This window comes from Massilia sp. IC2-278 (assembly GCF_020708045.1).
In the GTDB taxonomy this organism is placed as follows: Bacteria; Pseudomonadota; Gammaproteobacteria; order Burkholderiales; family Burkholderiaceae_D; genus Telluria.
This window is the reverse complement of the sequence record NZ_JAJFES010000030.1, coordinates 1-18,501: the sequence shown is the minus strand read 5'-3', so window position 1 is coordinate 18,501 and position 18,501 is coordinate 1. Positions and strand designations below refer to the sequence as shown.

The 18,501-nt window shown below is 67.3% G+C and carries 16 protein-coding genes; 8 read left to right on the top strand and 8 right to left on the bottom strand.

The annotated features are described in order from the left end of the window. Nucleotides 1–7 precede the first annotated feature (7 nt). The 5 genes from LK540_RS24570 to LK540_RS24550 all read right to left on the bottom strand — a co-directional run bounded on the left by LK540_RS24570 (nucleotide 8) and on the right by LK540_RS24550 (nucleotide 6,307). Nucleotides 8–202 carry a hypothetical protein gene (locus LK540_RS24570; protein ID WP_229440034.1) on the bottom strand — a complete coding sequence of 65 codons (195 nt, stop codon included), beginning with the start codon at nucleotides 200–202 and terminating at the stop codon, nucleotides 8–10. A gap of 303 nt (nucleotides 203–505) precedes the next feature. Then, complete coding sequence (gene sppA, locus LK540_RS24565; protein WP_229440033.1) at nucleotides 506–2,362, bottom strand: signal peptide peptidase SppA; 1,857 nt, start codon at nucleotides 2,360–2,362, stop codon at nucleotides 506–508. Nucleotides 2,363–2,415: 53 nt separating this feature from the next. Beyond that, entirely contained in the window at nucleotides 2,416–3,885 is a 1,470-nt protein-coding gene (locus LK540_RS24560; protein WP_229440032.1) for a sodium:solute symporter, read from the bottom strand. A 275-nt stretch (nucleotides 3,886–4,160) separates the two neighbouring features. Beyond that, entirely contained in the window at nucleotides 4,161–4,604 is a 444-nt protein-coding gene (locus LK540_RS24555; RefSeq protein ID WP_229440031.1) for a hypothetical protein, read from the bottom strand. Nucleotides 4,605–4,696: 92 nt separating this feature from the next. Next, nucleotides 4,697–6,307 (bottom strand): NYN domain-containing protein, encoded by a 1,611-nt coding sequence (locus LK540_RS24550; protein WP_229440030.1) that lies wholly within the window; start codon nucleotides 6,305–6,307, stop codon nucleotides 4,697–4,699. 192 nt (nucleotides 6,308–6,499) lie between these two features. Here LK540_RS24550 and LK540_RS24545 point away from each other — a divergent pair, with 192 nt between their 5' ends. Beyond that, a complete protein-coding gene (locus LK540_RS24545; RefSeq protein ID WP_229440029.1) occupies nucleotides 6,500–8,191 on the top strand; it encodes a phosphoethanolamine transferase in 1,692 nt (563 codons plus the stop codon). 6 nt (nucleotides 8,192–8,197) lie between these two features. Here LK540_RS24545 and LK540_RS24540 read toward each other — a convergent pair whose 3' ends face one another. Continuing rightward, nucleotides 8,198–8,617 carry a DUF1810 domain-containing protein gene (locus LK540_RS24540; protein WP_229440028.1) on the bottom strand — a complete coding sequence of 140 codons (420 nt, stop codon included), beginning with the start codon at nucleotides 8,615–8,617 and terminating at the stop codon, nucleotides 8,198–8,200. 61 nt (nucleotides 8,618–8,678) lie between these two features. On the opposite strand from LK540_RS24540, the gene LK540_RS24535 reads away from it, so the two are divergent. The 5 genes from LK540_RS24535 (at nucleotide 8,679) to LK540_RS24515 (ending at nucleotide 13,652) form a co-directional block, all read left to right on the top strand. Continuing rightward, nucleotides 8,679–8,900 (top strand): DUF3820 family protein, encoded by a 222-nt coding sequence (locus LK540_RS24535; RefSeq protein ID WP_229440027.1) that lies wholly within the window; start codon nucleotides 8,679–8,681, stop codon nucleotides 8,898–8,900. Between the two features lie 91 nt (nucleotides 8,901–8,991). Beyond that, nucleotides 8,992–9,384: a response regulator transcription factor gene (locus tag LK540_RS24530; RefSeq protein ID WP_229440026.1), complete on the top strand. Its 393-nt coding sequence runs from the start codon at nucleotides 8,992–8,994 to the stop codon at nucleotides 9,382–9,384. Nucleotides 9,385–9,412: 28 nt separating this feature from the next. Then, a complete protein-coding gene (locus LK540_RS25370; RefSeq protein WP_229440025.1) occupies nucleotides 9,413–10,480 on the top strand; it encodes a HEAT repeat domain-containing protein in 1,068 nt (355 codons plus the stop codon). After that, the gene (locus tag LK540_RS24520) at nucleotides 10,477–11,970 is read left to right on the top strand and encodes a glycosyltransferase family 2 protein (RefSeq protein WP_229440024.1); all 1,494 of its coding nucleotides are present in this window, start codon (nucleotides 10,477–10,479) and stop codon (nucleotides 11,968–11,970) included. Before LK540_RS25370 ends, LK540_RS24520 begins: the two co-directional genes overlap by 4 nt. Continuing rightward, nucleotides 11,967–13,652 carry a hypothetical protein gene (locus LK540_RS24515; protein ID WP_229440023.1) on the top strand — a complete coding sequence of 562 codons (1,686 nt, stop codon included), beginning with the start codon at nucleotides 11,967–11,969 and terminating at the stop codon, nucleotides 13,650–13,652. Before LK540_RS24520 ends, LK540_RS24515 begins: the two co-directional genes overlap by 4 nt. A gap of 30 nt (nucleotides 13,653–13,682) precedes the next feature. Here the strand turns inward: LK540_RS24515 and LK540_RS24510 are convergent, their stop codons facing one another. Further along, the gene (locus tag LK540_RS24510; protein ID WP_229440022.1) at nucleotides 13,683–14,291 is read right to left on the bottom strand and encodes a TetR/AcrR family transcriptional regulator; all 609 of its coding nucleotides are present in this window, start codon (nucleotides 14,289–14,291) and stop codon (nucleotides 13,683–13,685) included. A 72-nt stretch (nucleotides 14,292–14,363) separates the two neighbouring features. On the opposite strand from LK540_RS24510, the gene bdcA reads away from it, so the two are divergent. Further along, nucleotides 14,364–15,077, top strand: coding sequence for an SDR family oxidoreductase (gene bdcA / locus LK540_RS24505; RefSeq protein ID WP_229440021.1), 714 nt, complete (start codon nucleotides 14,364–14,366; stop codon nucleotides 15,075–15,077). A gap of 39 nt (nucleotides 15,078–15,116) precedes the next feature. On the opposite strand, the gene LK540_RS24500 is transcribed toward bdcA, so the two are convergent. Then, nucleotides 15,117–17,396, bottom strand: a complete 2,280-nt coding sequence (locus tag LK540_RS24500) for an ATP-binding protein (protein ID WP_229440020.1) — start codon at nucleotides 17,394–17,396, stop codon at nucleotides 15,117–15,119. Nucleotides 17,397–17,576: 180 nt separating this feature from the next. Between LK540_RS24500 and ribA the strand changes: the two genes are divergently transcribed. After that, nucleotides 17,577–18,239 (top strand): GTP cyclohydrolase II, encoded by a 663-nt coding sequence (gene ribA / locus LK540_RS24495; RefSeq protein WP_229440019.1) that lies wholly within the window; start codon nucleotides 17,577–17,579, stop codon nucleotides 18,237–18,239. Nucleotides 18,240–18,501 lie beyond the last annotated feature (262 nt).

Below are 18,501 nucleotides of genomic sequence, written 5' to 3'. Positions count from 1 at the left end.
CCAGCTCTCACCCAGCCTCAGCCACGTCCGCCGCGCCGGGGCCGCCCGCACCTTCCGGCGTGCGGTGGGTGAGGTACCAGGCCAGGGCGCCCAGCGCGATCATGGCCAGGATGGCGACGATGCTGCCGACCAGGCGGCTGCGCTGCGGACGTGGCTGAGGCTGGGTGAGAGCTGGCTTGTTGGGCGAAACGGGAGAATCCATGCTTATCCTTGTTGTACGGGGACCTGCTGACAAATGCACAATGAATCAGCTTGGAATGTAGCATGGAGCAGTGCAAGTGAATGTTTCGTAACGTACATAGCTCAGCGTGTCCAGGCGTGTCATCTGCGCGCCATCAGCCCGTGCGGAGCCCATGTTTCTTTTGTCTTTACGCCGTTTAACACAGATCGCCGAACGAAGCGCGAAGTTAGCCGCAGGCGTAAACGAAAACGGGCGCTGAAATCTCCAGCGCCCGCTTCCGCCATTTGTAACAGCCGTTACAAATTCACTGCGCAGCCCCCATGCTCACGGCAGTTCGCATAGGCAGTGCGTGACCGCGGCAAACGGTTTCTTGCCGTCGGCCAGTTCGTTCAGCCAGCCCAGGTCTTTCGCCACGCCGGCCACCGCGCCGGCCGGCAGCGCGTCGGGCAGCATGCCCAGCTTCACCTGGATGTTGACGGCGGTCTGGGTCGAGGCGCCCATCATTTCCAGGAAGCGCTCGAACTTCGAGCCCGGACGCTCGACGTAGGAGATGCGGAAGTCGTCGCCCAGCTTGGCGCGCTTGGCGGCCGAGCGCAGCGCGTCGCCATAGCTGCCCAGGGTGTCGACCAGGCCGCGTTCCTTGGCCTGGGCGCCGGTCCAGACCCGGCCCTGCCCCACTTCGTCGATCTTCGCGGCGCTGGTCTTGCGCGCCACGGCGGCCTTGGTAGTGAACTCCTTATACACGTTGTTGATGCTGGACTGGATCAGCTGGGTGAAGCGCGGGTCCATCGGGCGCAGCGGGTTGTAGGCGTCGGCCAGCCAGGTGGTGGTGTAGCCGCCGGTACGCACACCCAGCTTGTCGGCCACCTTGTCGGCGGTCGGCAGGATGGCGAACACGCCGATCGAACCGGTGATGGTGGCCGGGTCGGCGATGACTTCGTCGGCCGCCATCGAGATCCAGTAGCCACCGGACGCCGCCACGTTGCCCATCGAGACCACGACCGGCTTGCCGGCGGCGCGCGTGAGTTCCAGCTCGCGCCGGATCAGTTCCGAGCCGTAGGCGCTGCCGCCAGGGGAATCGACGCGCAGCACCAGCGCTTTGATCTGGTCGTCCTCGCGTGCGCGGCGGATCTGGTTGGCGGTGGAGACGCCGCCGATCACGCCAGGCCCGCCCTGGCCGTCGGTGATCTCGCCCTCGGCCACGATCACGCCGACCGCGTCGCCCAGCACCGGCTGCGGATTGCGCCCCAGGTAGTCGTTGAACGAGACCTGGCGGAAGGAGTCGATCGATTCGTCGAATGCGCCGCGCTTGATCATCATGGCGCGCACTTCGTCCTTGGTCTTGATGCCGTCCACCAACTTCTGGTTCAGCGCCACCTGGGCGGCGCTGCCGCCGGCCGCTTCCATCAGTTGCGGCAGCTGGTCGATGCCGCGCGCGATGCTGCCAGCCGCTAGCTTGCGGTTCTTCTCGACCTGGGCGGTGTAGTTGTTCCACAGGTCGCCGTACAGATAGGTGTCGGCTTCCAGCGCCGCCTGCGACGGCGCGTTGGAGATATACGGCTCGGCCGCGCTCTTGTAGGTGCCGACCTTGATCAGGTTGACCGTCACGCCCAGCTTGTCGAGGGCGTCGCGGTAGTAGTTGCGGTGGCGGCCGAAGCCTTCGATCATCACCATGCCCATCGGGTGCACGTAGACCTCGTTGGCGTGCGAGGCCAGCAGGTAGCGCTTCTGGTCGTAGCTGCCGCCCCAGGCCACCACGCGCTTGCCGGCCGCCTTCACGCGGTCGATCGCGGCGCCCACTTCGCGCAGCTGGGCCAGGCCGCCGCCGTCCATTTCGTCGAGCAGCAGCACCACACTGCTGATGTTGTCGTCCTTGGCCGCCGCGTTCAGCACGGTCAGCAAGTCGCGCAGCTGGATGGTGCGGCGGGTTTCGCCGCCGATGCTGCCGACCAGGGTATCGCTGAAGCTGCCGGTGTTCTGCTCGGCCAGGTCGCCGCGCAGTTCCAGCACCAGCGAGGTCTTGGCCGCCAGCGGCTTGGCGCCGCCGCTGAAGATGGCGACCAGGAGCAGGATCACGATCAGCAGGAAGAACAGGTTCAGCACGAAGCGGCGCGTGGCGTCGAGACCGCGCCAGAGCACGCCGATACCGCGGCGCAGGGAAGACAAGGGCTTGAAGGACATCGGGACTCCGCTAAAAGGGTTGGACGTGATGCATTGTGACGTGCGCCTGGACCTCAGGCGGCGACAACGGTGTTGTTGATTGCCTCTTTCCGGGAAATGGCGAACAAACCGGCGAATACGAGTATGCCATTCAGGATCAGCAGTTCAAGGCCCAGGCGATAATTGCCCAGCAGATACTGTTGATAGTGCTCAAGCAGTGCACAAAGAAGCGGGGCGCCGATCGTCACGTACGGCACCAGGCGGTCGGTCAGTGTGCGGCGCGTGAGCATGCCAAAGGCGAACAGGCCGAGCAGCGGGCCATAGGTGTAGGCCGCCAGCTTCAGGATGATCACGATCATGCTCGGCTCGTCGATCCACTTGAAGCCCATCACCAGCAACAGGAACAGCGCGGCAAAGCCGAGGTGGACGTGGCGGCGCAGCCCTTCCTGGCGTTCGACGCTCAGGTCCGGGCGGCGCTTGATGCCGAGGATGTCGATGCAGAAGGTGGAAGTGAGCGCGGTAATCGCGCCGTCGGCGCTGGGGAACAGGGCCGAGACCAGGGCGATCAGGAAGATGATCTGCACCGCGGCGGGCAAGTGGCCCATCACCACGGCCGGGAAGATCTTGTCGCCGGTCGCCAGTACGCCAACGCTCGGCGCATACAGGTAAAGCAGGCCGCCGAGGAACAGGAAGGCGGACAGCACGACCACCAGCACCGCGGTCAGGCTCAGCAGGTTCTTCTGCGAATCCTTCAGCGTTTTCACGGAAATCGTTTTCTGCATCATTTCCTGGTCCATGCCGGTCATGGTCAGCACGATGAAGATGCCGGCCACGATCTGCTTCATCCAGAAGTTCGGGCTGTCGACGTCGAGGGTGAAGATGCGTGCCAGGCCTTGCGACTGCATGGCGTCCAGGCTCTCGGTCATTGACATGCCGAGCTGGTCGAGCAGGAACCAGACGCAGGCGAACAGGCCGAACAGCATGCAACTCGTTTGCAGGGTATCGGTCCAGACGATGGTCTTCACGCCGCCCTGGTAGGTATACATCAAAATCATGCCCAGGATCACCAGCGTCGTCAGCCAGAACGGGATGCCGAGGCTGTCGAGGATGATGGCTTGCAGGATGTTGACGACCAGGTAGAGCCGCGCGGTGGAGCCAAGCAGGCGCGAGATGATGAAGAACCCTGCCCCGCTCTGGTAGGCGCGGCGGCCCAGGCGCACGTCGAGGTAGTGGTAGATCGAGGTGAGTTTCAGGCGGTAGTAGAGGGGCAGCAGGATGTAGGCAACGGCGATGTAGCCGATCACGTAGCCGATCAGGATCTGGCCATAGCCGAAGGCATCCTTGCCGACCGCGCCGGGCACGCTGATGAAGGTGGCGCCGGACAGCGTGGTGCCGACCATGCCAAAGGCGACCAGCATCCAGTTGCTGCTTTTGTTACCGATGAAAAAGCTGTCGTTGTTGGCGTTGCGGGAGGTTGCCCAGGCCACGCCGAGCAGGAGCGCGAAATAGCCGATCAGGATGCAGAACAGTAGAGCCGGTGACATGTCAATCCGAGGTGTTGTCGTTTCGCCCAGCAATATACACCTAGAACTATCAGCCGGTCACCCTGGCTTTTGCTTTTGTAGGGTGGACACCTGTGTCCACGCGGTTAGAACTCGTGATCAATCGAAAAGCCGCGAAAAGTTTGTAGGGTGGGCTCTCGAGCCCACGCGGTATCACCGGTTGGTACACGGCGCCGATGATCTGGTGGCAATCGATGATCAACCGTTGTACCGCGTGGGCACAGGTGCCCACCCTACGAACGGCAAGGTCGGAAACCTTACGCCTCTTCGCCCTCAACCCGCTCGAACGGCCCGATGCAGGCCTCCATCGACTCATCGGTACACATCAGGAACAAGCCGCCCGAAGGATGGAAGCGCACGAAATTCGTGGCCCGGGTGCCGACCTTCATAATTTCGCCGGAACAGTCCTTCTTGCCGTTGTCCTTCACGATGCGGTCTTCGAGCTTGTAGAAGCCCTTGTCGCTGGGCTTGTCGGGGATGCTGAATTCGCTTTCCGACACTTCCTCGGCGCTGGTGACGAGCGTGGTGCCGTCGCCGCGGAAGCGGTAGGTTTCGGAGCAGCGCAGGGTGGGCAGCGAGAGCTTCCAGATGCCGAGGATGGGATGCGAAGGCGCCGGCGCCGGCGGTGCGGCCGATGCAGCCGGCGCGGCGGCAAGGAGGGAAACAGCGAACAGGGTCGGGAATCCGGCAAGTACACGCATGGCAGGCCTTTCACCGCGAACGAACAAGGTTGACCACGGCGCCGCACCGGGTTGCCCCGGCGCGGCGCCACCATGCCGTGGCCCGCCCTGCCTTACGCGTTGTCCGCCTTCGGCTTGGCCGGACGGCGGCTGCGCGTGGCCGGCTTGCGGGCTGGCGCCTTGTGCGCGGGCTTGGCGCCCTTCTTGCGCGCAGGCTTGGCGCCTTCGGCCGTTGCGTCGGCCTGGTTCGCTTCCACAGCATTGTCTCCATTCTCGCCGATTGCCGGAATCGCTGCTTCCGGCAAGAGTGCGCCCAGTGCCTCGGCGGCGGCGCCTTCGGCTGGCGGCAATTCCTGTGGCTGCGCTTGCTGCGCTTCCTGCGCTGCGGCCGGGGCTGCGGCGGCATCCTGCGCCACACCCAGCGGCGCCAGCTCGGCGGCTGCGGCATCGCCTTCGGCAGCGGCGGCCGCTTTCTTGGCGGCCGGCTTGCGCGGCGTGCGGCGGCGTTCCTTCAGCGGCTTGGCCGGTGCTTCCTCGGCCGGCGCCGCTTCCGGCGTCGGCTCGGCTGCCGGCTCGGCTGCCGGAGCGGCGTCGGCCGGCGCAGCAGGGGTGTCGGCTGCCACCGGCTCGGCCTGCTCGGCCGGCACGAGCGGCGCAGGCTCGGGCCATGCCTGCCCACCCGCTTCCAGCTGGGCGACTTCGTCCGGCGTCACGGCCACCATCGGCGCCTCGTTGCGCGCCGGGCCCTTGCGGCCACGGCCGCCACGGCGGCGGCCTTCGCCACGGGTTTCTTCCGGTGCCGCTGCCTGCGCAACCGTTTCGCCGGCCTGTGCGGCCAGGTCCAGCGGCGCGGTCTCGGCTGACGCCGCCACGTCTGCCGGGGCGGCCGGCGTGGCACCGCTGCTGCGGTACACATACGTGCCCGACTTCTCGTCGCGGCCGAATTCGAACAGGCCGCGCACCTGCGCTTCTTCCAGCAGATTGCCGAAGGTGCGGAAACCGTAGTACACCTCGGAGAATTCCGGACGGCGGCGCTTCAGGGTGTCTTTCAGCAGCGAGGCCCAGATCTTGCCGGTGTCGCCGCGTTCCGACACCAGGGCGTCGAAGGTCTCGACCACCATTTCCAGGGCTTGCACCTTGCGCACTTCGAGTTCTTCCTTGCGCTTGTCGTCGCTCGGGCGGCGCGATTGCGGCTGGGCCTTGCGCGCTTCCGATTCTTCCTTGCGCTTGGCGGCGGCGCGGCGCACTTCGCGCACCAGGTCGTCGTAGAAGATGAATTCGTCGCAGTTCGCCACCAGCAGGTCGGAGGTCGACTGCTTCACGCCCACGCCGATCACCTGCTTGTTGTTTTCGCGCAGTTTCGATACCAGTGGCGAAAAGTCGGAGTCGCCGCTGATGATCACGAAGGTGTTCACGTGCGACTTGGTGTAGCAGAGGTCGAGCGCGTCCACGACCAGGCGGATGTCGGCAGAATTCTTGCCGGACTGGCGCACGTGCGGGATTTCGATCAGTTCGAAGTTCGCTTCGTGCATGGTCGACTTGAAGCCCTTGTAGCGTTCCCAGTCGCAGTAGGCTTTCTTGACGACGATGCTGCCTTTCAGGAGCAGGCGCTCGAGGACCGGCTTGATGTCGAATTTTTCGTAGTTCGCATCGCGCACGCCGAGGGCGACGTTCTCGAAGTCGCAGAACACGGCCATGCTGATGTTGTCGGAAGATGAAGCCATGAATTGTTGATTTCTAAAAATTGATGAATAGCTTCGCGGATTATACGCACAACAAGCCCCCTTTCCGCACGCATGTCAAAGCAGCCATGCTGGCGAATATTTCCAGGCCTTAACGAAAACTTCACGCGCATGCCGATACACTCGCCGCCGAGAAAAGAAATTTCCCCGTTGCAAGCTTGAGCCCGAGTCCGCATGAACCCTCCGCAGCATGTCGTAGTCCGCTCCCGTTTCCGCTCCCGTTTCCGCCCCTGTCCGTCTTCCGACCAGACTACCCCCGGCCAGCCGCGCCAGGTGCTGAAGGCATCCCTGCCCCTGCTCTTACCCTTCATGGCGCTGCTGGCCGCGGTCCATGCCGGCCATGCCGGCGCCCGCGCCTGGCAAGTGCTGGTGCTGGCCCTGCCCGGCTGGTTCTGGCTGTGGTGGCCGCTGCGCAGCGCGCCCCGGCGCCGCTTGCAGGGCTGGCTTTGCCTGGGCCTCGGCCTGGCCTTCGTCGTCGACGGCGCCGTGCGCGGCTTCCTGCTGGCCTGCTACGACGCCCTGCCGAACAGCTCGATGGTGCTGAGCGCCGTCGCCAACACCACGCCGGGCGAATCGCGCGAATTCGCGGCCATGTACTGGCGCGACATGCTCGAATGGTCGCTGTTCGCCCTGCTCTGTTCAAGCCTGCTGGCCTGGGGCATCCGCCTCTGGTGGCGCCATCCGCCGCGCCTGCCCGAGCCGCGCGGCTGGCGCATCGCGATTGCCGTGCTGATGCTGGCGCTGATCGTCGGTTCGCTCGCCAGCAAGCCCTGGCGCCGCCATCACCCGGTCCTGTTCTGGCCGCAGTGGGCCCAGGACATCGGTGATTTGCGCCGCGAATGGGGGCAGATGGACGCCCAGCGCCAGCGCCTGCTGGCGGCGGCGAAGCGGCTAGCCCCGACCCTGGCCGCAGACAGCCCCGACACCCTGGTGCTGGTGATCAGCGAAAGCATGAACCGGAATAACATGAGCAGCTATGGCTATGCGCGCCCCACCTCGCCGACACTGTCCGCACGCCAGCGCGAACTGGGCGAGCGCATGGAAGTGTTCCGCCACGCCTGGTCGGTGAACGCGTCCACGGTGCCGGCCCTGCGCAATTTGTTTTATTTCGGCGCGCCGGAGTCCAGCCGGCGCGTGCACCTGCTGGCGCTGGCGCGTGCCGCAGGTTACCGCACCTGGTGGATCAGCAACCACAACGACCTCGCCATCGAGCAGGAGCATGCGCGCCTGGCCGACACCGTCGAGATCCTGAACCGCAAGCCGGGGCGCGGCTCGGAAGCCCTCGACGAGCACGTGCTGCCGGTGATGCGCACTGCCCTGGCGGACAAGGCGCCGCGCAAGCTGATCGTGGTGCACATGCTGGGCCTGCACCCCGACTACGCGATGCGCCACCCGGCCGGCATGCGCCCCTTCCTTGATGCCGCCGACGGCGTCGACGCCCGCCTGCGCCAGCAGGGCCGCCCAGCCTGGCTGCGCGCCATGCGCAACCAGTACGATTCGGCGGTGCGCTACCACGACGCCACGGTGGCGGCCACGCTCGACCTGAGCCGCCACGCGCCGGGCAAGCAGATGTGGGTGTACCTGTCGGACCACGGCCAGGAAGTCGGCCACACGATCGACCGCGCCGGCCACAGCGCCACTACGCCCGACGGCTACCGGATTCCGCTGATGGTGTGGAGCTCCTACCAGGACACGGCGCCGGGTTCGAGCCTGACGCTACCGGTACGCGGCGACTGGCTGGCGCACAGCCTGACGAACCTGCTCGGCATCGAATGGCAGGGCGACCAGCCGGGCCACGACGTGTTCGATCCGCTCTACCGCTGGCAGCCGCCGCGGCTCCCCGTTCGCATCGACTTCAATACGTAAAAGCATTCACACGCGCGCCATCGTCGCCGCATCGGCCTCGCCATCGAAGAAGATGTCGAGGCAGGTCTGGAACACGGCTTCGTCGGGCGCCACGTCGGCGAACAAGGTCATCGAGGAATGGAACTTGCGGTCGTCCGGGCTGCCGAAGATGTCGCCGATGTCGCGGTCGGCGTGGGTAGCGACCAGGCGCGCGCATTCGCGCAGGCGCGGCCCCAGCACCGGGTGCGCGAGGTAGGCGGCGGCTTCGTCTTCCGAACGGATCGCGTACCTGCGCGCCATCTCGCTGCTGCCCAGTCCTTCGATTTGCGGAAAGATGAACCACATCCAGTGCGTGTGCTTGTGGCCGGTGCGCAGCTCGGCCAGCACGTCGGAGTAGACCGGGTCTTGCGCGGCGACGAAGCGGTCGAGGTTGAAATCGGTGTCCATGGCAATCTCCCAGTAGTTTTAATGCTACATCTTCTGAAAGATTTGCTAAAGTCCCGCCACGATGAAACCCGAACACCTGTCCCTGCTGCTGACCCGCGAGATGCCCTACGGTAAATATGAGGGCCGCAAGATCGCCGACCTGCCCGGCCATTACCTGGGCTGGTTCGCGCGCGAAGGCTTTCCGCGCGGTGAACTGGGCGAATTGCTGGAACTGATGTACGAGCTCGCTCACAACGACCTGCGCGGCCTGCTCGATCCGCTGCGCCAGCGCCCGCGTACCTGACCTATAGTCGTTGCCGTGCCCGGCCTCTGTCCGTACCGGCCCGGGGTACGCTTCGATATAATTGCTCTTACTCAAAGCTTTCCGATCCAGCATGCCGACCGACATTCTCAGCGCCAGCATCCTCGTCGTCGAGGACGACGAACACATTTCCCAGGTCCTGCGCTTCATGCTGGAACGCCAGGGTTACCAAGTGACGCACATGGCCGACGGCCGCGCCGCCAGCGACTACATCGCCGCCAACGGCCCGCCGGGCCTGGTGCTGCTCGACGTGATGCTGCCCTATGTCGACGGCTTCGAGATCGTGGCCCTGATCCGCGCCCAGGCCGCCTGGCGCGAAGTGCCGGTGCTGATGCTGACCGCCAAGAACACCGAGCGCGACACCGTGCGCGCGCTCGACGCCGGCGCCAACGACTTCGTCATCAAACCCTTCCAGCCCCAGGAACTGCTGGCCCGCGTGCGCCGCTTCCTGCGCACCGGGGCCTGAGGCTGCAAGGCGCGCTTTTCATACCGACGTGCAGGCTTCCTTCCTCACCCCCACGGGCCATTCCGACATCTTCATCACCGCCGCGATCTGGACCGGCCTCGCCGCGCTGCTGCTGACCCTGCTGCTCGGCCTGCAGATCATCGCCATGCGCGTCGGCCTGCGCCGCCGCCAGCGCGGCGAAGCGCGGGCCCTGGCGCGCTGGCGCCCGGTGCTGAACGCCGCCATCGTCGGCGATATCCCGGACACCCTGCCGGCGCTGCGCCACGGTGAGCGCCTGCCCTTCCTGCGCCTGTGGGCCCACCTGCAGGGTTCGCTGCGCGGCGAAGCCAACGAATCGCTGAACGAGGTGGCGCGCCGCGCCGGCATCGACGTCTACGCGCGCACCCTGCTGGCGCGCGGCGCCCGCCCGGCGCGCCTGCTGGCCGCGCTGGTGCTGGGCCACCTGCACGACCGCGAAGCCTGGCTGGCACTGATGCGCATGGCCGAGTCGCCCGACGACACGGTCTCGCTGACCGCCCTCTGGGCGCTGGTGCGGATCGACCCGCAGGCGGCGGCCGACTACATGGTCCCGCTGTTCATCGCACGCGAAGACTGGGCGCTGTCGCTGGCGGCCGGCATCCTGCAACAGGCGAGCGAGCCGGCCGGCGCCGCGCTGGCGCGCCATCTGCCGCAGCTGGACGCCGCGCGCCTGCCGCGCGCCCTGCGCATCGCCGAAGCCCTGCACGTGAGCCTGCCGGCGGGGATGCTGGCCGGCGCCCTGCGCAGCGATGCCATGCCGGTGGTGATCGCCGCCCTGCGCGGCGTGCGCACGCCCGACACCATCGCCGAGGTGCGCGCGCTGCTGGCGCACGAAGACTGGCAGGTGCGGGTGCAGGCCGCGCGCGCCCTGGGCCGCGTCGGCGAACGGTCCGACGCCGCGCGCCTGGCCGCCCTGCTCGGCGACGCCCAGTGGTGGGTGCGCTACCGCGCGGCCCAGGCGCTGCTGGAACTGCCGGCGCTGTCAAGCGCCGACCTCGAGGCCCTGCGCGCCTCGCTCACCGACCGCTTCGCGGCCGACATGCTGGGCCAGGCGATGGCCGAAAGCCTGGCCGCATGAACACCGACAGCCTGCTGGTCGCCTTTGTCACCTGGTTCGTGCTCGCCTTCTTCGTGCTGCTGAACGGCGGCTACCTGCTGCTGAATTTGTTTTCGCTGCGCTCGCTGTACCGCAAGGGCCAGGAAGAATTCATCGGCGAGCTGCCGCGCGCCTATTCCGGCCTGGAGCCGCCGGTCAGCATCCTGGTGCCCGCGTACAACGAGGAAGCGACCATCGCCGCCTCGATCCGCTCGATGCTGCAGCTGACCTATGCCGAATTCGAGATCATCGTCGTCAACGACGGCTCGAAGGACAACACGCTGGAGGTGCTCAAGCGCGAGTTCGCCCTGCTGCCCTTCCCTGAAGCCTACCGGCGCCAGCTCCCAACCCAGGAGGTGCGCCAGATCTACCGTTCCACGCGCTACCCGAACGTGCGCGTGATCGACAAGGCCAACGGCGGCAAGGCCGACGCCCTGAACGCCGGCATCAACGCCTCGCGCTACCCGCTGTTCTGCGGCGTCGACGCCGACTCCATCCTGCAGCGCGACAGCCTGGCCAAGGTGACCGAACCCTTCCTGCGCGACCCGACGGTGGTGGCCACCGGCGGCACCGTGCGCGTGGCCAACGGCTGCGAGATCAGCGGCGGCTTCCTTACCCGCGTGGGCCTGCCGCGCAGCTTCCTGGCGCTGTTCCAGGTGGTCGAATACCTGCGCGCCTTTTTGTTCGGGCGCCTGGGCTGGTCGGCGCTGAACGGCATGCTGATCATCTCCGGCGCCTTCGGCATCTTCCGCAAGGACGCCGTGGTGCTGGCCGGCGGCTACCGCCCGGACACCATCGGCGAAGACATGGAACTGGTGGTGCGCATGCACCGCACGCTGCGCGCGAAGCGCCAGCCTTACCGCATCGAGTTCGTGCCCGACCCGGTATGCTGGACCGAGGCGCCCGAGGACCTGGCCACGCTGAAGAACCAGCGCGTGCGCTGGCAGCGCGGCCTGGCAGAAAGCCTGCACGCCAACTGGGGCCTGCTATTCTCCCGCAACGGCGGCGTTCCGGGCTGGGTAGCCTTCCCCTTCATGCTGTTCTTCGAGTGGCTGGGGCCGGTGATCGAACTGGGCGGCTACATCTACATGGTGTATGCCTTCCTCACCGGGCTGATTTCCTGGGAAGCCTTTGGCGCCTTCCTGTTCGTGGCGCTGGGGCTGGGCATTTTGCTGTCGGCCTCGGGGCTGATGCTGGAAGAGATGTCCTTCCACCTCTACCCGCGCGGCAAGCAATTGCTGCTGCTCGGGCTGGTGGTGATCCTGGAGAACCTGGGTTACCGCCAGCTGAACACCTGGTGGCGCCTGATCGGGCTGTGGCGCTGGCTGATTCAAAAGGAAGCCAGCTGGGGCGCGATGAAGCGCAAGGGCGTCGAAAGCGGTCCGCGCGCGGTGCCCGGCGCCACGCCCGTGCCGCCGGCCGAATCGCCGTCCGGCCGGCCACCAGGCCAGACGCCGGGCAGTGCGCCATGAAGCCCCTGTTCGCCGCGGCGCTGCTCCTGATGACGACTTCCGCCCACGCGGCCTGGCTGCAGGTCTGCCCCGCCTCCGCAGCGCCATCCGATGCGCCGCGCGCCGCCCTGCCCGGACCCGGCGAGACCGTGGTCGTGGCGAGCAGCAGGGCGCAGCTTCCCGGCTGCCGCGCGCTGCCGCTCGGCGTGGACGCAAGCCAGGTCGAGGCCCTGTATCCGCTGGCGCCGCGCGACAAGCCGGCGCACACCATCCTGCTCTACGGGCCGCCCGGCGGCAAGCGTTTCGAGCCAAACAGCCACGAGCTGCCGCAGCCCGATCCGGCTGACGCCACGCCGCGCCGCGAGATCATGCGGCTGCGGACCAACCTGCTGGTAGATGCACGCGCGCGCGCCTTCGGCATCGAGGAGCGGGTGAGCGTCGAGCATGCGCGTGGCAAGCTGCGCATCGTGTGCCGGCCCGGCGCGCGCGCCGCCGGCGTGCTGCTGGACGGCGCCTGGCGCATGCCGCTGGCGTCGGTGTCGCTCGGCGTCGGCTATACCGCCAGCGGCAGCTTTGCGGTCCAGGCGGCGGATGCGGTATCCGCTGCGCGCGAATCCTCCTACGACGTGGGCCGGCTGGACGCCGCTGCGGCGCCGCGCAGCGCCAGCCTGCCCCTGCCCGCGCGTCTCGACCGGGCCGGCTTTCGCCAGTTCGTGATCCTCTGTCCGCAGGAGGCGGCAACGCTCGAACTCGACAGCCTGCAGCTGGAACCGGCGGCGGACCCGGCAAAGCCGGCGCCGCGCGCCACCTGGATCTGGGACCGCAGCGAATGGATGGAACGCGGCGACGCGTTGCTGGCCTGGGCCAAAAGCGAAACCATCGGCGAACTGTTCATCGTCGTCACGCTCGACGGGGCCAAGGTGCGCGATCCCGCCGCGCTGCGCGCGTTCGTGCGCAAGGCGCATGCGGCCGGGATCGCGGTGACCAGCGTCGAGGGCGATCCGCACATGGCGCTGCCGGATCACCGCGCCGCCACCGCCGACCGCGCACGCGCCTTTGCCGCCTACAACCGCGAAGCCGGGCCGCAGGAACGCCTACGCGCGATGCAGTTCGACGTCGAGCCCTACCTGCTGCCCGACGCCGTGCTGGCCCCGGCGGACCGCGACCGCGAATACCTGGCGATGGCGCGCGCCCTGCGCGAAGCGGCCGGCGGCATGGCGATCGAATACGTGGTGCCGTTCTGGTGGTGGGACAAGACCGACCTGCTCGACGGCCTGGCCGGGCTGGCCGATGGCCTGGCGGTGATGGATTACCGCACCGCGCCGGACCAGATCTACCGCTTCGCCGCGCCCTTCCTCGACTGGTCCGCGCGGCACGGCAAGCGCGTGCACATCGCGCTGGAAGCGGGCCGCGTGGCGCCCGAGCGCCAGCGCCGTTACGTGCGCGCGGATGCGAACGAAGCCGGCGAGCTGCTGCTGGTACAGGCGCAAGAGATGCCGGCGCCGCTGCTGGTGCTGCTGCGCCAGCCGGCCAAGGTGGCGAACGCTTCGCTGTACCGCTTCAGCAGCGAGCGCACGCTCGACGGCAGCGCCACCAGCTTCCACGCCGACAAGGCGGCATTGCGCAAGCTGCTGCCGGAGCTGGAGCGCGATCTCAATGCCTGGCCGGGATTTGCGGGGATTGCGCTGCACGGCTGGCGCTGAAAGCAGCCTCCGGAGCGCCCGCCTGCCGCATCAATTCGAATCGCGCGATTTCGCTGCGAGCGCCTGCGCGATCGCCATGCCGGCCAGCTGCGCGGTGGCCAGCAGCCGTTCCAGGCTTTGCCCATGGCAGGCGCTGGCGGAGAGGCCGGCCATGGTGGTGCTGACGAAATCCGCCAGCCGGTCGGCGTCCTCGGGATAGTGTTCGGCGATGGCGTGCCGGATCAGGTCTTGCGCGGCAACGTGGAAACCGCTTGCAGCATTGCGCGCTTCCGCATCGCTACAGCGCGTGCCCTCCAATACCATGCAGCCAGTCGCGGTGGCATCGGCCGCATACATCCGGGCAGCCTGCACCAGGATCTCCCCGAGCGAAACCGCCAGCGGGCGGTCGGCCTTCAATATTTGCACCAGGGGAACGGCGCCGGTGACGGCGTAACGATCCAGCACCCGCATGTACAGCGCGCTCTTGCTACCGAACGCGGCGTAAAAGCTGGGCGGCTTGATGCCGAGCGCCGCAGTCAGGTCAGCGACGCTTACCGCATCGTAGCCTTTCTCATGGAACAGGCGCTGAGCGGTGGCCAGCGCCTCGTCCAGATCGAACTGGCGCGGCCGGCCACGGGTGGGTGAAATATTTGTAGTCATGATTACATAAATGCTTGACAGCAGCGATAAGACATATTGTATCATCCGCTACATAAATCGAAAGGAGCGGTCATGACGGATTTCACGAACAAATCGGTGCTAGTGCTTGGCGGTAGCCGGGGCATCGGTGCAGCCATCGTACGGCGTTTTGCGGCCGATGGCGCCAAGGTGGCATTCACCTACGCGGGGTCGGCCGACGCGGCGCAATGCCTTGCCAGCGAAACCGGCAGCACTGCCTTCATGACGGACAGCGCCGACCGCGATGCAGTCATCGAACGGGTACGCGCGAGTGGTCCACTGGATGTCCTGGTGGTCAATTCCGGCATTGCCATCTTTGGCGATGCGCTGGAGCAGGACCCGGATGCTGTCGATCGCCTGTTCCGCATTAATGTTCACGCGCCTTACCACGCCTCGGTGGAAGCAGCGCGCCAGATGCCCGCAGGCGGGCGCATCATCGTGATCGGCTCGGTGAACGGCGACCGCATGCCCTTGCCCGGGATGGCGTCGTATGCGGTGAGCAAGTCCGCGTTACAAGGGCTGGCACGCGGACTGGCACGGGACTTTGGCCCGCGCGGCATCACCATCAACGTGGTGCAGCCGGGCCCGATCGATACCGACGCCAATCCGGAAAATGGCCCGATGAAGGACCTGATGCACAGCTTCATGGCAATCAAGCGCCACGGCCGTTCCGAAGAGGTAGCAGGCATGGTGGCCTGGCTCGCCGGACCGGAAGCGGGTTTCGTGACCGGCGCAATGCATACCATCGATGGCGCGTTCGGCGCCTGAGCGGTGACAGAGTAGCGGGGGGAAGGACAGGTGCAGGCATTATCCCTGCACCAGCGGCAAGTCCACGATGAACGTCGTCCCTTCCCCCGCCGCCGTCTCGAACCCGATCCGCCCCCCATGCTCTTCCACCAGGCTCTTGGTAATACTTAAACCGAGCCCGGTCCCGCCCTTCTGCCGCGTATCCGCCCCATCCGCCTGCGCGAAGCGCTGGAACACGCGCGCCTGGAAGGCCGGTGGAATCCCGGCGCCCTGGTCGCGCACGGCCAGGCGCGCGCATTGTCCGTGCTCGGCCAGCACCAGCGTCACCGTCCCGCCGCGCGGCGAAAACTTGATGGCGTTCGACAGCAGATTGGTCAGCACCTGCACCAGCCGGTCGCGGTCGATCGCGGCGGCGAGGTCGACCGCGGGTTCGCTGCATTCCAGGCGCAGCTGCACGCCCAGCTGGGCGGCATAACCCTTCATCGAATCGAGCGCATGGTCGGCCACCGGCAGCAGCAGTTGCGGGCGCCGTTCGAACTGCATGCCGCCGGCCTCGATTTTCTGCAAATCGAGCACGTCGTTCACCAGCCGCACCAGGCGCTCGCTGCTGTCGTTGGCCAGGTTCACCAGCTGCGCCACGTCGGGCGGCAGCTCGCCGGCCATGCCTTCGGCCAGCATCGACAGCGAGGCGCGGATCGAGGTCAGGGGCGTGCGCAGTTCGTGCGAGACGGTGGAGACGAATTCGCTCTTCATGCGGTCCACCTTCTTGCGCTCGGAAATATCGTGCAGGAAGACGGCGAAGAAGACGCCGTCGCTGCCGCCGGCCAGGGCCGCCGTCATCTCGATCGGGAACTCGATGCCCTGGCGGTTGATCACGATGCGCTCGGCGCGTTTTTCCAGCAGCACGCTGTGGCCGGTGGCGCGGAACTGGTCGATGGCGCGCACCGTGCTGGCGCGGAAACGCTGGGGCACGATGATCTCGGCCATCGGCCAGCCCAGCACTTCGCTGCGCTTCCAGCCGAACATGCGCTCGGCCGCGCTGTTCCAGTCGGTGACCAGGCCGCGCAGGTCCACGCCCAGGAAGGCGTCCTGGGCTGCCTCGACGATGGCGCCGACGCGCTGTTCGCTGGCCTGCACCGCCGCCAGCGCGCGTTCCAGTTCGGCCGTGCGCGCCTCGACCCGCGCTTCCAGGCTCGCGTTCAGGCCCTGCATCTCGGCGCGCCCGCGCACCAGGTCGCCCACCAGGGCGTTCAGCGTCTCCGACAGGCGTTCGACCTCGACGTAAGTGCTGTTCGCGCTGTCGAGCCGGACGCTGTCGCCGCTGCGGATACGGCCGGCCTCGCGCACCAGCTGGCCCAGCGGCCACGTGATGTAGCGCGCCACCAGCACGCCGACCACCGAGACCAGCACCGCCAGCGCGATGCCGCTCCACAGGGCGCGCTCGCGCAGGCGCAGCGCCGGGGCATAGGCGTCGTCCACGGCCTGGCGCACCAGCACGGTCCAGCCCAGCCCCGGATAGCTCTCGAAACCCGTGCTGCGCGCATAGCCGACCAGGTAGGAGTGGCCGTCCGGCCAGCGTTCGACCAGGAAGCCGGCGTCCTGCTTTTGCGCCGCATGGAAGCTCGGCAGGTCCAGGGTCTGGCCCTGCACATCTCTGGGTCCCAGCAGGACGGCGCCGGCGCTGCTGACGATCAGGGCCTCGACACGGCCGCCGCGCGCGGCCAGCGGCGCCATCACCGAGCGCTCGACGGCGCGCGCCCACTGCCAGGACAAATGAGCGCCAAGCACGCCGATGACCTTGCCCTCGCGGTCGAGGTAAGGGAAAGCGACATCGACGAAGCGGCGCGGCTCACCGGCCTGCGCCGGCAGCACGCGCGCCAGCAGCACGGCTTCGTGGACGTCGCCCACGTTCACGCCGCGCAGGGCATTGCGGAACCAGGGCCGCTGCGCGACGTCGGCGCCTTCGAGCAGGCCGCGTCCCGCCACCTGCACGCGGCCGTCGATGCCGGCCATGCCGATCCAGTCGTAGAAACCGTAGGTGTCCTGGATGGCGTCGAGCACGGCGCGGCGCTCGGGCAGCGCGGCATTCCCGGGCGCCAGGTCGCGGCGCTGGGCCAGCAGGCGCACTTCGCGGTAGCGCTCGAACATGCCGCGGTCGAGTTTATCGGCGGTTTGCAGGGCCAGTTCGCGCAGGCCGTGGCCGATGCTGGTTTCCACCTGCCCGGTGGCGGCGATGTCGACCACTTCCACCAGCAGCAGGGTCAGCACGATCGACAGCAGCGAAAAGGCCAGCGCCAGCCAGGTGCCGAGCGAGCGGCGCCGGCTGCGGGGCGGGCGCACTGGCGGGAGATCGTTCGTTGCGCGGTCCATAGGGCCCCAATGTCGAGTGTCCTGCAAGCGTAACACGGCGCGGATGCGGCCGGCGACAGCGGCCAGGCCGCGCCGGGGCCGTCTGCCGCACGGGAAGGCGGGAAATCTCTTATACTTACCGGCTACAGCCATTCGCACCAAGACCCAGCAATGTCCAACCACGCACAGCCTGCCACTCCAGCCACCACCGAACCGCTGCTCGACTACGTCACGTCCTGCGCCTTGCCAACGCCCTGGGCCCAGTTCACGCTGCACGCCTTTGTCGAGCACTCCACGGGCAAGGAACACCTGGTGATGGCGCTCGGCGACATCGGCAACGGCGAGCCGGTGCTGGCGCGCGTGCACTCGGAATGCCTCACCGGCGACGTGCTGTTCTCGCAGCGCTGCGACTGCGGCGCCCAGCTCGAAGGCGCGCTCAAGCGCATCGCGGCCGAAGGCCGCGGCGCCCTGCTCTACCTGCGCCAGGAAGGCCGCGGCATCGGCCTGGTGAACAAGATCCGCGCCTACCGCCTGCAGGAAGCCGGCGCCGACACGGTCGAGGCCAATTTGCAGCTGGGCTTCCATGCCGACGCGCGCAACTACGAGCTGTGCCGTCCGATGCTGGAACAGTTCGGCATCAAGCAGGTAAAACTGATGACCAACAACCCGCGCAAGATCGACGCCCTGACCCGCCTCGGCATCGACGTCACCGAGCGCGTGCCGCTGCTGGTCAACCGCAACGCCTTCAACAACAGCTACCTGAACACCAAGCAGGCCAAGCTCGGCCACATGATGACGTGGCCGGAGGCTGTTGCGGAAGATGGCGAATTGTAGAATTGTAAGGTCCTGCACTTCGGCTGGTCTGGTGGCAGAATAGCCTCACCCTAGCCACCATTCGATGCGCGTGGGCAGCGGCCCGCTTGTCGGCTGCTGCCGGCGCCGACAGCCATGCGACGCGCCGCCAGCTTTTTCCTGCTGTCCTGCCTGAGCACGTCCCTCGCCGCCCCCGGCGACCGGCCCGCTGCGCCCGTCAGCAAGACGGCCGCGCAGCCGGGGGTTAAACCGGAAACGCCGCCGCCGTCGGCACCGCCGCTGG